At 64.3% G+C, this 12845-nt stretch carries 9 protein-coding genes; 5 read left to right on the top strand and 4 right to left on the bottom strand.

Annotated features, from left to right (window positions below; translation table 11 throughout):
* Window positions 1-68: 68 nt before the first annotated feature.
* Entirely contained in the window at window positions 69-1790 is a 1722-nt protein-coding gene (locus tag ACX80E_RS07100; RefSeq protein ID WP_459301210.1) for a dolichyl-phosphate-mannose--protein mannosyltransferase, read from the bottom strand.
* Window positions 1791-1950: 160 nt separating this feature from the next.
* Between ACX80E_RS07100 and rsmI the strand changes: the two genes are divergently transcribed.
* Together rsmI and ACX80E_RS07090 are read left to right on the top strand one after the other, a co-directional pair.
* Complete coding sequence (gene rsmI, locus ACX80E_RS07095) at window positions 1951-2808, top strand: 16S rRNA (cytidine(1402)-2'-O)-methyltransferase (protein WP_459301212.1); 858 nt, start codon at window positions 1951-1953, stop codon at window positions 2806-2808.
* A gap of 231 nt (window positions 2809-3039) precedes the next feature.
* Entirely contained in the window at window positions 3040-4536 is a 1497-nt protein-coding gene (locus ACX80E_RS07090) for an NAD-dependent succinate-semialdehyde dehydrogenase (protein ID WP_459301209.1), read from the top strand.
* 125 nt (window positions 4537-4661) lie between these two features.
* Here the strand turns inward: ACX80E_RS07090 and ACX80E_RS07085 are convergent, their stop codons facing one another.
* Genes ACX80E_RS07085 through ACX80E_RS07075 form a run of 3 tightly spaced genes read right to left on the bottom strand, consistent with a single transcriptional unit; the run spans window position 4662 to window position 9418 of the window.
* Window positions 4662-7019 carry a transglutaminase TgpA family protein gene (locus tag ACX80E_RS07085; RefSeq protein ID WP_459301208.1) on the bottom strand — a complete coding sequence of 786 codons (2358 nt, stop codon included), beginning with the start codon at window positions 7017-7019 and terminating at the stop codon, window positions 4662-4664.
* Window positions 7016-8344 carry a DUF58 domain-containing protein gene (locus ACX80E_RS07080; protein WP_459301207.1) on the bottom strand — a complete coding sequence of 443 codons (1329 nt, stop codon included), beginning with the start codon at window positions 8342-8344 and terminating at the stop codon, window positions 7016-7018. The genes ACX80E_RS07085 and ACX80E_RS07080 overlap by 4 nt, the downstream gene beginning before the upstream one ends.
* A 9-nt stretch (window positions 8345-8353) precedes the next feature.
* Complete coding sequence (locus tag ACX80E_RS07075) at window positions 8354-9418, bottom strand: AAA family ATPase (RefSeq protein ID WP_459301205.1); 1065 nt, start codon at window positions 9416-9418, stop codon at window positions 8354-8356.
* Between the two features lie 123 nt (window positions 9419-9541).
* Here ACX80E_RS07075 and ACX80E_RS07070 point away from each other — a divergent pair, with 123 nt between their 5' ends.
* From ACX80E_RS07070 to rsmA, 3 genes are all read left to right on the top strand, one after another.
* Window positions 9542-10435: a TatD family hydrolase gene (locus tag ACX80E_RS07070; RefSeq protein WP_459301204.1), complete on the top strand. Its 894-nt coding sequence runs from the start codon at window positions 9542-9544 to the stop codon at window positions 10433-10435.
* Between the two features lie 259 nt (window positions 10436-10694).
* Window positions 10695-11870 carry a transglycosylase family protein gene (locus tag ACX80E_RS07065; RefSeq protein ID WP_459301203.1) on the top strand — a complete coding sequence of 392 codons (1176 nt, stop codon included), beginning with the start codon at window positions 10695-10697 and terminating at the stop codon, window positions 11868-11870.
* Window positions 11871-11965: 95 nt separating this feature from the next.
* Window positions 11966-12844, top strand: a complete 879-nt coding sequence (rsmA, locus tag ACX80E_RS07060) for a 16S rRNA (adenine(1518)-N(6)/adenine(1519)-N(6))-dimethyltransferase RsmA (RefSeq protein ID WP_459301202.1) — start codon at window positions 11966-11968, stop codon at window positions 12842-12844.
* The last annotated feature ends 1 nt before the right edge of the window (window position 12845 follow it).

Below are 12845 nucleotides of genomic sequence, written 5' to 3'. Positions count from 1 at the left end.
GACGCAAATGCCATAGTTTGTACTATGGCATTTGCGTCAAACGGCGGCATTTTTGCGTGGTGGGCTGGCTAGATCCAGCTGGGCAGCCACATGTGTTGTCGCCAATACTCTTGGGAGATGATTTCCCCCGCCCAGAGCGGGTAGAAGTACGCGCTGACGGCTACCACCAGGACCAGGTAAATGCCCACGATCAGAGCCCCTTGTTGGCGACGCCATGGCGGATCGCCGACCTTGCCCAGGATCAGGCCCAGAACCAGCACAATGGCCAGAATCATGAAGGGTTCGTAGGCGATTGCGTAGAAGAAGAAAATGGTGCGGGTGGGATAGAAAATCCACGGCAGAAACCCCGCGACAAAACCGGCCAGGATGGCACCGGCACGCCAGTCACGCTTGGCGATCCAGTAGCCAATCAGGAACAGGATGGCCAGCGTGCCGAGCCACCAAATGAGTGGGTTGCCAATACTGGTGATGGCAGCCGTGCACTTCTCCGCGGCGCATCCGCCCTCGCCGTTTTCGTAGTTCTTGACGTAGAACGACGTCGGCCGGCCCATGACCAGCCAGGACCACGCATTTGACTTGTACGGGTGGTCCGAGCCCAACCCCGTATGGAAGTTCAAGGCTGTGGAGTGGTAGTGCCACAGCGAACGCAGGGACTCCGGGAGCCACCCCCACATGCCGGAGGGGTTTTCGGCCGCCCAATTCCTGTCGTAGGCGTCCTTGGATAGGAACCAGCCGGTCCAGGTGGCCAGGTACGTCAGGGCGGCCACCGGAACCATGCTGACAAAGGCGAGGATGCCGTCCTTCCCCACAGCACCAAGGACCCAGTATTTGATGCCGGCAATGCGGCGGGCGTTCATGTCCCAGATGACGCTCATCAGCCCAAAGACGGCCAGGAAGAACAGGCCCGACCACTTGGTGCCAATGCACAGGCCCAGCGCAATGCCCGCAGCCAGCCGCCACCAGCGGATCCCCAGCCAGGGGCCGTAGAGCAGCACCTTGGCCGGAACTTTTCCGTCACCACCGGTCAGCGCGGCAAGCCGTGCGGCCAGCCGGCGTCGTCCGTCATCCCTGTCCAGGAGGATCGCACCAAAGGCCACCAGGGCAAAGAACATGACAAAAATATCCAGCAATGAGGTCCTGGACTGCACAATGGCGTGACCGTCAACGGCGAACAAGAGCCCCGCCGTGGCACCCAAGATCGTGGATTGGAACATTTTTTGGGCTATCAAGGCGATCAGGAACACCGAAAGGGTGCCCACCAGGGCGGCGGCGAAGCGCCAACCAAACGTGCTGTCCGGACCAAAAATCCACAGACCCAGCGCTATCATCCACTTGCCCACCGGCGGATGAACCACATACTCGGCGGTGTTCTCCAGGCCGGTGAAAATGCCCCGGTTGAACAGGTCGTTGGCGTTCTCCGCCCAATTGCGCTCATAGCCGCTCTGCAGATAGCTGTACGCGTCCTTGACGTAGTACGTCTCGTCAAAGACCAGCGAGGCGGGCTGGCCCAGGCGGATGAACCGCAACAAGCCACCCACGGCTGCCGTCAGGGCCGGTGCCAGCCAAAACCACAGGCGCAGGTCGGCGGGCGTGGTGGAGAAGGAGCCGCGCATGCCCAGGAGCCTGGCGCGCACACTCGATGACGTGAAGGCCATTGCCGGATCACGCAGCCACCGGGGGTACTTGGCCGGCTCAGTCACGGATGCCGGGGCGGGGTCCACTGCTGACCCGCCGGGAGTCGGCGACTCATCAGGGGCGGGGTGGTCCGAGGCCGCCGTGGCGGTATCCATAGCTTGGGAGTGCACCTTGCCAATGCTACCCAAATGGGTGGCTGATGCTGTGGCGCACTACGCTGGTGTCATGGAAGATGACATTGGCCAACATGACGGCGACGCACCCACCACTGACGAAGACGGTGCCGCACTGGCCGAGGAAACCCTTGACTCGAGCATGGCACCGCCCGCGCGTCCGGGGGAGGGCTACATTATTTTGGCTGCCACGCCCATTGGCAACATGGGCGACGCCTCAGCCCGCCTGATCGCCTGGTTGGGGGCTGCTGACATTGTGGCTGCCGAGGACACCCGGCGTCTGCACCGCCTGGTCACCAGTCTCAACGTCAAGGTTGGCGGCCAGATCGTCAGCTATCACGAACACAACGAGGCCACCAAGACAGCCGAATTGCTCGCACAGGTACAGGGCGGGAAGGTGCTGCTGATGGTGACCGATGCGGGCATGCCCTCCGTCTCCGACCCCGGCTTCCGGCTGGTGGCCGGGGCCGTGGCGGCAGGGGTTAAGGTGACGGCGGCGCCGGGGCCCTCGGCTGTGTTGACGGCCCTGGCCTTGTCCGGGCTGCCCACCGACAGGTTCTGCTTTGAGGGTTTCCTGCCCCGCAAATCCGGTGAACGGGCCAGCAGGCTGCACGATCTTGCCGTGGAAAAACGCACCATGGTGTTCTTTGAGGCGCCGCACCGCCTGGAAACCATGTTGCGGGCCCTGCACACAGCCTTCGGCCCGGCCCGCTCCGGCGCCGTGTGCCGTGAACTGACCAAGACGTATGAAGAAGTTGTGCGCAGGCCGCTGTCCGGTTTGTTGGAATGGGCTGAAACCACACAGATCCGCGGCGAGATTGCCGTCGTCGTCGCCGGTGCCCCGGACACGGCGCCCGGGACCCCCGCAGACCATGTTGCCGCGGTGAACGAACTCATCTCCCAGGGCATGCGGCTCAAGGAGGCGGTTGCCGTCATCGCCCATGACGTCCACGTCAGCAAGCGTGAACTGTACAGTGCGGTGCTCGCCGCCCGCGGCTAAATCGTGCACCGGCGTCGGCACCCTGTTGTACAAATGCACAGCGAATTCATTGCCCGTAGTGCGTACATGCGTAGACACTGTTATCGGCTGAGAACTACCGTGAACTAAAGCACAATGGACCGCAACAACGCCTGGCCACCTCCGAGCACATCTGGCCAGGCGTCGGCGGTCACGCCCAAGCACACGACCATCGGCCCTCGATACACGTCGTCCAAGAAACAAGGAGTCATCATGACCGTGACAGCTGCCACCGAACTCAATGAGCGCGAAAGTGCCTTGTTGGCGAGTGTTCCCACCGGACTGCTAATCAACGGTCAATGGCGCAGTGCAGCATCGGGGCGGACGTTCGGCGTTGAGGACCCCGCCACCGGCAACGTGCTTCTTGAGATTGCCGACGCCGGGGCCGCAGACGGCGCCGCAGCCCTGGACGCCGCCGTCGCCGTTCAAGAACAGTGGGCTGCCACGGCACCGCGTGTTCGTGCCGAAATCCTGCGCCGCGCCTTTGAGCTGGTCACGGCCCGCGCCGAGGACTTTGCCTTGCTCATGACCCTTGAAATGGGCAAGCCGCTGGCTGAAGCTCGCGGCGAGGTGGCTTACGGTGCGGAGTTCTTGCGCTGGTTCTCCGAAGAGGCTGTCCGCTCCTTCGGCCGGTACTCATCCAACCCCGAAGGCACAGCCCAGATCCTGGTGCAGAAAAAGCCTGTTGGCCCCTGCCTGCTCATCACCCCCTGGAACTTCCCGCTGGCCATGGCAACCCGCAAGATTGCCCCGGCCATCGCGGCAGGCTGCACCATGGTGCTCAAACCGGCTAACCTGACACCGCTGACCAGCCTCCTGTTCGCGCAGGTCATGATCGAGGCCGGACTGCCGGCAGGTGTCCTGAACGTGGTGTCCACCACCAACGCCGGCGAGGTTACCGGGCCCTTGATCAAGGACACCCGCCTGCGCAAGCTGTCGTTCACCGGCTCAACACCTGTGGGCCGGCGCCTGTTGGCGGATGCTTCCACCAATGTGCTGCGCACGTCCATGGAACTTGGCGGCAACGCCCCGTTCCTGGTCTTCGAGGATGCCGACATTGACGCGGCAGTGGTGGGCGCCATGGCCGCCAAGCTGCGCAACATGGGTGAGGCGTGCACGGCCGCCAACCGTTTCCTGGTGCACGAATCCGTGGCCGAGGAATTTGCCGCGAAGTTCGCCGCCGCCATGGGCGCCATGACAACGGGCCGCGGCACCGATCCGGCCACCAAGCTGGGCCCCCTGATCGACGCCAAGAGCCGGGACAAGGTTCACGCCCTGGTGAGCGACGCCGTGGCCGACGGCGCCCGCGCCATCACCGGCGGTGCGCCCGTCCAGGGCCCCGGCTACTTCTACCAGCCAACAGTCTTGCAAGGTGTCGAGCCGGGCTCGCGGATCCTCAGCGAGGAGATCTTTGGCCCGGTGGCACCCATCGTCACGTTCAAGAACGACGACGAGGCAGTGGCCCTGGCCAACGACACCGAGTACGGCCTGGTGGCGTATGTCTTCACCAAGGACCACAACCGTGGGCTGCGCATGGCCAACCGCATTGAGACGGGCATGATGGGTCTGAACGCCGGCGTCATCTCCAACGCTGCCGCCCCCTTTGGTGGTGTGAAGCAGTCAGGGTTGGGCCGTGAGGGCAGCCTCGAAGGCATCGAGGAGTACCAGTACACCCAGTACATTGGCTTCCCGAACCCCCACAACGCCTAGCCGCCCGCGAACTGACCCGCAGAAAACGGCCAAAATTCGCGTTTTTGACGCGATTTTCGGCGTTTTCTGCGGGTTAGTTCGCTTGTCGGGTTAGTTCGCTTGTGACGTTAGTTCGCGCGCTGAGGTCAGTTGCGGCTTAAGAACGACGGTGGCGCCATCGTGGCGCGGAGCCGTTCCCACGGCGTGGCCGTGGCGTGGAGCGCCCCTATCAGCGTTTCCACGGCACCAACTAAGTCAGCGTTGCCCACGGTACCGGTGCCGGCTTTGCCGTAGGCGGCTTGTTCGTACGCTCTCAACACCACGGCCACGTCCGCCCGGCTGCTGCGCCCCAACAACCGGGAGAACTGTTCGGCATGGCGGGCCGGCGTCAGGGCCGGGTCATAGTCGTAGCCATAGTCCACGGCCGTGGCCACCAGTTCACGCCACGCCAGAAGTTCCGGAGCGGGCCCGCCCCAGCCAGCGACCCGGTGCCGTGACCTGCGCACCTGTTGAAGCCGCCGGCGTCGAACGATCCGCCGGGCCACGGCAGGGACCCCCAACAACAAGACTGTCAGGGAAACACCTGTCAGCCACAACCAAGGGTTCGGTGATGACTGTGCGCCGTCGCCGGCCACCGCGGCAGCCGTGGCCGTGGCCGTTGGCTCGGCGGTGGGGGTGGCTGACGCCGCCACGGTGGGTGCGCTGCTCGTTTGTGCGGTGGTGCCAGCGTCAGGCTGCGCATACTCGGGAACTGCCCCGCGTGAGGGTGTCGGTTCAAAGGGCACCCAGCCGAGGCCCTGAAAATACAGTTCGGGCCAGGCGTGCGCGTCCCGCCCGGTGGCTTGGAACCCTTTCAAGGACTGCCCGGCCACCTCGCCAATCTCTGAGGTGGACGAACCCGGTGCGTAACCCACGGCAATCCGGGAGGGAATACCCAACTCACGGGCCATGACAGCCATGGCGGCAGAGAAGTGGACGCAATATCCGCTTTTAGCGTCAAGGAAGGTGGCCAACACGTCCAGGCCGGAGCCGTCGTAGCCGGCCTGGACGGGTGCGTCCAGACTGTAGGTGAAGGTGCCGGAGCGTAGATAGTCCTGCAGGGCGACAGCCTGGCCATAGGGGGAGGACTCATTCCCTGCCACCGCACGGGCCGTGGCACCAATAATTGCCGGCACGTCCGGCGGCAGGGCAGCAAATACGGGGTCCAGTGCGGCCCGGGGCTGCCAGGTGGCGGTGGCCAAGACCGCCGGGGACAGCTGTGGCATGGTGCTGCGCACCGTGTAGCTTTGGCCCGCCGTGCTGGAGGTGTTGCTCCGAATCGTTTGGGTGGCCGGGTTCCACAGCCAGGGGCCGGTGAGCCCCGTCACCTCGGTCGCCGAAAGCGGGGTCGGCAGCCACTCGCTGGCGAGCGTCGGGGTGGCAATGACTGTCAGCTTTTCGGTGGTGGGCAGCGAAGCTGCCGGCGGCCGGGCGGGGCTCAGCGATGTCAGTCCGCGGTCAAGCCCCACAGTTTGCGGGGAGGGCTGCCAGTTTTTTCCGGTGAAGTTCTCAAGCGTGCTCAACCGTAAATACTGGGCACCGTCGGAGTTGCTCACATAGGTCAGGGCCACCTCATTGGATTGTTGGCGCAGATTCCGCCCAAGCGAAATCATCGGATCAAGCTGTGAAACACCCCCGGGACCGCTGAGCCGTGAACCCTGCGGGAAAACGCCTTGCGTGAAGCCCGGGATGGCCACCGGCACCAGCATTGTCAGCAACACCACAGCAGCCCCCAACGCCATGGCTCGGGGCAGGATCCCGCCCGCCTGGGCGCCCAGTCCCGAACGGATTTTTCCTTCAGGGGCGTACCAGCTGCAGCAGCCCAGAACCACCAGGAAGCCTGCCGCCGCACAGGCAAAGCCCAGAGCGCCAACACCCGTTGTGGTGGTCAGCGCCGCGGGCATCATGATCAGTGTCAGGCCCAGGGCGCTGGCCGCCGGCATGGCCACCGTGATGGCGACTGTGTCAACGAGCAGGGCCACAAAGCCCAGTCCTGCGCAGATCAAAAAAGCGATGGCCGGGGTTGACGGAACGGGCGCGGAATTGGTCATGATCAGCGTGGAGGCGTCGGCGGCCAACTCCAGTGCGGCCCGCAGTGTGGCCGAGGTGGGCGCAAATCCCAACAAGGCCGTGCCGGGAAAGAACATCATGGTCAGGCCCATGAGCCAGCCCAGCAACGCTCCGGCCGGCGCAAAAGGACTCCAGGGGAGGTACCGACGCAGCAGGGCTGGAAACAACAGTGTCAAGGCAACCACGAAGGCGGCCTGCACGAACCAGTCAAAGTCCACCACCACCGCGCGCAGACTCAATGAGGTGCCCATGACGGCGGCAAAAACCGACACCGCCAAGACCCAGCGAGCCGGCCCGGTTTGGGGCTGGCCACGACGCTTGGGTGCGGCGGCACCGGCCTGGTCGGCGTCGTGTCGGGGCTCGGGCGTTGCCGTGTCCGTCAGTTGCCGGCTCACCGCCCACCCCCAAAGGCGGTTGCCGCTGATTCTAGCTGCGCCCAGGCCTCCGCCACTGACGAATGGTGGGTCAGGGCCGCAGCCTGCCAGCCGGCGCGGTGCAGGATCGCCAGGGCCTCACCGGCATCGGCGCCGTCAGGGCACAGCACGAGGGCGTAGGCGCTGGCCGACGGTTCGGCCGTGCTGGCCAGCAGCAGGGCCTCGGTGGCAGTGAGGGTGCCGGTGATGGCAAGCAGCGGGCCGCGACGCCGCGACTGGTGGAGTTTTTGCGCCAAGGATTCGGCGAAGGGTTCACGGTGGGGTAGTGCCGGGGTCTCTGCCAAGTCGATGGCGGCAAGGGCGGCCGACACCTCAAGGGCTGCCGTGGGCCCGCCAAAGTCTTCCTGTTCGGGGTTTGCCGCGGATGGGGAGGAGTTAAAGGCTGGCTGGCCCAGCTGGTCAAGGATGCGCAGCGAATATCCGCGCTCCAACAAGTGGGTGGCGATGGACACGGCAACGACCACCGCCTGTTCAAACGCCGGTGTTGTCCGCAGTGAGCCCGAAGGTTCGCCCGCACCGGGATGTCCGTGCAGCTGTGTGCCGAAGGCGCCGGGCCGCTGGTCAAGGATCAAGGCGGCCTCGGGGGTGGTGACGGCCTCCTCGGCACGGACCATGAGTTTGCCCGCCCTGGCGCTCACGGGCCAGTGCACGCGCCGCAGCGGATCACCGGGACGGTACTCGCGTGCCGTGGCGTCGTCGTGGCTGGCATGGGCCGGTGACCGGCTCACCTGGGCGCCGTCGTTGCCGCGCGAATCACCCAGCAGTATTGCCGGCAACTCCACGGCGGCAGGGGCCACTGTGAGCCGGTCCCCGGCGTCAAGGGCCTGCCGGGCGAAGGCCACATCAAAGGGGTCGGTGAAGTACCCCTTCAGCGGCCCGACCGTGAAGACGCCGCGGTGGCGTGGATAGAGCTCATAGTGGTAGCGGCTCAACCGCCCGTGCGGCACCACGGGTTGGGGATAGCTAAAGGGCCGGGCGCCGTAGAAACCAGGGGGCAGGGTTTCCACCAGCCGGATCCGGGACCCGCCCGGGTTGCTCCCGCGCACGTCCACGCTCACGGTGACCGCCACGCCCACCTGCGCCAGGTGCGGGGATATGTGGCGTTTGACCGAAAACGCCGGCCGGAGCGCGTAGAGCGTCAGGCATGCGATGACGGGCAGCAGGAAACAAAACACTGCCACCAGCAACAGATCGCGCCGGCCCAACACTGCGGCCAGCACGAAGGCTAGGACGCCACAAACGATCAACAACCAGCCGCGGGGCCGTAAGGGACGGAACGCAAACACTGCAGACTCCTACCGGTTCCGGGCGTCCTTCGCGGCACGCCCGTCAGGCATGCCGGGGACAGCCATGCTGGCCAACACCTCGGCAATCACCGACGCCGCCGTGACACCGGCACTGGCGGCCCGGCGCTCAACAATCAACCTGTGTGCCAGGACAGGCTGGGCAAGATCGTGAATGTCATCGGGGAGCACAAAGGCCCGGCCCGCCAGAGCCGAGGCAGCCTTGGCCGCCCGCAACAGTTGCAGCAGCGCTCGCGGACTGGCACCAAGGCGCAAATCCGGGTGTGTTCGGGTGGCCTGGCCAAGATCTACCGTGTACGCCTTCACGGCGGCCGAGACGTGAATATCCGCCACCAGCTCGATCATGGCGGAGACCTGCTGTGCCGAGGCGACAGCCTGCACGGAGTCCAGGGGGTTGCCGGATTGGTGGGTTTCCAACATGGCCAGTTCCGCGGACGTGTCGGGATAGCCCATGGAGATGCGGGCCATGAACCTGTCCCGTTGCGCCTCCGGCAAGGGGTAGGTGCCTTCCATCTCTATGGGGTTTTGCGTGGCAATCACCATGAAGGGTTCGTCCAAGGTGTACGTGATGCCGTCCACGCTGACCTGGTGTTCGGCCATGGATTCCAGCAGCGCCGACTGGGTCTTGGCCGAGGCCCGGTTGATTTCGTCCCCGATGACCAGATTGGCAAAAATGGCGCCGGGACGGAATTCAAAGGCCTGGGTGGACTGATTGAAAATGGACACACCTGTGATGTCGCTGGGGAGCAGGTCGGGGGTGAACTGAATCCTGTTCACCGAACAGTCAACGGTGCGGGCCAACGCCTTCGCCAGCAGGGTCTTGCCCACCCCGGGCACGTCTTCTAAGAGCAGGTGACCGCCGGCCAGCAGGACTGTCAGGGCCAGTCGGACAGCTTCGTCCTTGCCGTCAATAACAGTGTTCATGACTGTCATGATGTTCCGGCTCAGCTGCGCAAATCGCTCCTGGTCCATGGCCCGTGGTGCCGGAAATAGTGGAGCCGGTGGTTGCCCGGCTGCTGTGAGTGCGGCCGCCGTGAACGTCTCCTGCGCGTGCATGCTCCGCCTTCCCGCCACGTCACTGATGCGCCAACCATCCCGTTCTTGTGACCTACGCTACTATCCTGAGCGTCTTTTGGCCCTACCCGCCAACAAATTCGATAAACGATACAGTTGGGGGCTATGTGCTCCGAAGACATTCCCCGCCCTTACCGCCGTGCGACGAACACCGCCCAGGGCGGGCCGCAGAAGGGCGATTTCGCGCCGGCGCCAGCTAGGTTGGAGGTCCCCCTCTATGACAATCACACACATTTTGACGTGGGTGACTCGCCGGTGGAGCTGTCGGCTGCCCTTGATGCGGCCCAGGCCGTGGGTGTAGCGGGAGCCGTGCAGGTGGGTTGTGATGTGGCGTCGTCACGGTTCACTGTGGCCGCCGTCGACGCCGATCCCCGCCTGCTCGGTGCCGTGGCCATCCATCCCAACGATGCCCCGGCGTTGGCCCGGGAGGGCTCCTTGGATGAGGCGTTGGCGCAGATTGACGCCATGGCCGCCCACCCCCGGATTCGGGCCATCGGGGAGACCGGGCTGGATTACTTCCGCACCGGTGAGGACGGCGTGGCGGCGCAACACCACTCCTTCCGTGAGCATCTTGACATGGCCAAGCGCCGGGACCTGGCCCTGCAAATCCATTGCCGTGACGCACACCTGGATGTGTTGAGCATCTTGGCCGAGGTGGGGGCGCCGTCGCGCCTGGTTTTTCATTGCTTTTCCGGGGATGCGGAACTGGCGAGAATTTGCAACGACAATGGCTGGTACATGTCCTTTTCGGGCACCGTGACGTTTAAGAATGCCAAGAACCTTCGCGAGGCACTTAGTGTTGCCGACCCGGCCCTGGTCCTGGTCGAGACGGATGCCCCGTTCCTGACCCCCCACCCGTTCCGGGGGCGGCCCAATGCCAGTTACATGCTGCCCTACACGGTGCAAAGCATGGGGCACATTGTGGGCCGGGAGGTTGGGGCGCTCAGCCACCAGCTACGCGAAAATACGGAGGCTGTCTACGGCTCCTGGGCTGATTAGCCCTGTACGGTTAATCACTTTTCCGTTATCAACTCTTGTCCACTTGATCACGTTTAGGTTACGCTGAGGAACTAATAGCCGTGGTCGGGGAAGGCCAACGGATCATCTGCTGCGGAAATCACGCCTTGTTCGTGGTCCGGGGCGTTCGTTCGCGAGAACAATTATGGCAGCGCAGTCCTCGATGGTTCGCGGACTAAAACTGTTCATGATTGCGTCATGCCTTCTCCGTGCCCGGGTGCTCTAGAAGTTATGGGAACCAGTGAATTTTCTCTACAAAACCGATGGCAAACTGAGCGTTCTCAAACTTGCCGGCCAAGCAGCCATCCTGGTGGCCCTCGTTGCCGGACTGCTCACCTTCGCCGGTGCCAGCAAGTCCATCACCTTGGTCCTCGATGGTCAGAGCAGTTCAGTTCAAGCCTTCGGCGGGTCGGTGGCAGATGTGCTCGAGGGAGCAGATGTGTCGGTGACAGGAGAAGACCACGTCAGCCCGGCGCTGGACAAAGCTGTTGTAGACGGTGAAGTTGTCACGGTCAACACAGCCAAGGACATTCAGGTGAGCCTGGACGGTGCGGAACAAACAGTCACCACCACCTCCACCAAGATCAGCGGGTTGATCAGCCAGTTGGGCATTGCCGCCAACGCACGCCTTTCGGTCCCGGCGGATACCTTGCTGGCCAACTCCAGTGACATCAGCATCATCACGCCCAAGCAGGTCACCCTGGTCGCTGACGGCAAGAAGAGCGTCAAAACCACCACAGCGCACGATGTTTCCGGCGTGCTCGCCGAAGCCGGCGTGAAGCTCACCGCCACGGATAGGGTGTCCGTCCCGGGCGTTGCCGCCGTGGTGGAAAACATGGTGGTCAAGGTGACCCGGGTGAACACCTCCGGCACCGCCACCGCCACTGAGGCAGTCCCCTTTGAGTCCGAAGAAAAAGTAGACGCAGCACTTTTCAAGGACGAGAAGAAAACCACCCGTGCAGGGGTTGCCGGCAAGCTGGAGAAGACGTTCAGGACTGTCACGGTTGACGGCGCAGTGGTCAGCCGCACCGAGACCGGGTCCAAAGTAGTGGTGGCAGCGGTTGACGCCCAAATCTCGGTGGGCAGCAAGGAACGCCCGGCCGTCAAGCCAGCGGCCAGCGAGCCCAGCAAGGCCAGCAAGCCCAGCGAAACCGGCGAGAAGGCCCCGGCCATGTCCAATGAGGCCATGTGGGATGCCATTGCCCAGTGTGAGTCAACGGGTAACTGGTCCATCAACAACGGCAACGGCTACTACGGTGGCCTGCAGTTCGACATTGGCACCTGGATTGGGGCCGGCGGCGGAGCCTATGCGCCCAACGCCAGCCTGGCCACTAAGGCCGAGCAGATAGCCATCGCCAATAAGGTCTACGCCGACCGCGGCCTGCAGCCGTGGGGTTGCGCACACGCCGCAGGCTAGCACCAGAAGCCAAATGCAGTTCTCATCACACACTCCCTTGCCGGTTTTCACGCCAGCAGGGGAGTGAGTGCGTTAATAGCGGCTACGATTATTTAGTGACCGCACCCGAGCCCAGCCCCGCACCCCAGCCACTGCTGGGTGCCACCGAGATCCGTCGCCTTGCCGAGGAGATTGGTGTGCGTCCCACGAAAACCCTGGGACAGAACTTTGTTATTGACGGCAACACCATCCGTCGAATCGTGGCTGCAGCCAAGGTTGACCCCACCGAGACAGTCCTGGAGGTGGGCCCCGGCCTGGGCTCACTGACCCTTGGCCTGCTCGATGCCGCCGCCCGCGTGGTGGCTGTTGAGATTGATCCGGTACTGGCCGCGAAGCTGCCCTCCACGGTTGCCGCGTTCCGCCCCGCACTGGCGGGAAACCTCGACGTCGTCCTCGCCGACGCGATGCGTGTCACCGAACTGCCGGCCGTGCCCACCGCGTTGGTGGCGAACCTGCCGTACAACGTGGCTGTCCCTGTGGTGTTGCACCTGTTGGAGCATTTCCCCTCGCTGCAGCACGGTCTGGTCATGGTCCAGGACGAGGTGGCCGATCGCATGGTGGCCGGGCCCGGCTCCAAGACGTACGGCGTGCCCTCGGTCAAGGGTGCCTGGTATTCGCAGATGCGCAAGGCCGGCGTCATTGGCATGAACGTGTTTTGGCCGGCCCCGAAGATCTCCTCCGGCCTGGTGGAGTTCACCCGCCGCGAGCCGCCCGTGACCCACGCCAGCCGGGAACAAGTTTTTGCCGTCATTGATGCAGCGTTCGCCCAACGCCGCAAAACCCTGCGGGCGGCGCTGGCCGGCTGGGCTGGTGGTGCGGCACACGCCGAAACGTTCCTGCGCCGGGCCGGGGTGGACCCCAGCGCCCGCGGCGAGGTGATTGATGTGACAGCGTATGCGCGCATCGCCGAAGCCAAGATAGCTGCCACGGTTTAGC

Source organism: Arthrobacter sp. TMN-49, assembly GCF_054511095.1.
This window is presented reverse-complemented; position numbering and strand designations above follow the sequence as displayed.

Bases quoted from the DNA above. Each gene is read 5' to 3' on its own strand.
- ACX80E_RS07100 (WP_459301210.1), bottom strand. From the start codon at position 1,790: ATGGATACCGCCACGGCGGCCTCGGACCACCCCGCCCCTGATGAGTCG.
- rsmI (WP_459301212.1), top strand. From the start codon at position 1,951: ATGGCACCGCCCGCGCGTCCGGGGGAGGGCTACATTATTTTGGCTGCC.
- ACX80E_RS07090 (WP_459301209.1), top strand. From the start codon at position 3,040: ATGACCGTGACAGCTGCCACCGAACTCAATGAGCGCGAAAGTGCCTTG.
- ACX80E_RS07075 (WP_459301205.1), bottom strand. From the start codon at position 9,418: ATGCACGCGCAGGAGACGTTCACGGCGGCCGCACTCACAGCAGCCGGG.
- ACX80E_RS07070 (WP_459301204.1), top strand. From the start codon at position 9,542: ATGTGCTCCGAAGACATTCCCCGCCCTTACCGCCGTGCGACGAACACC.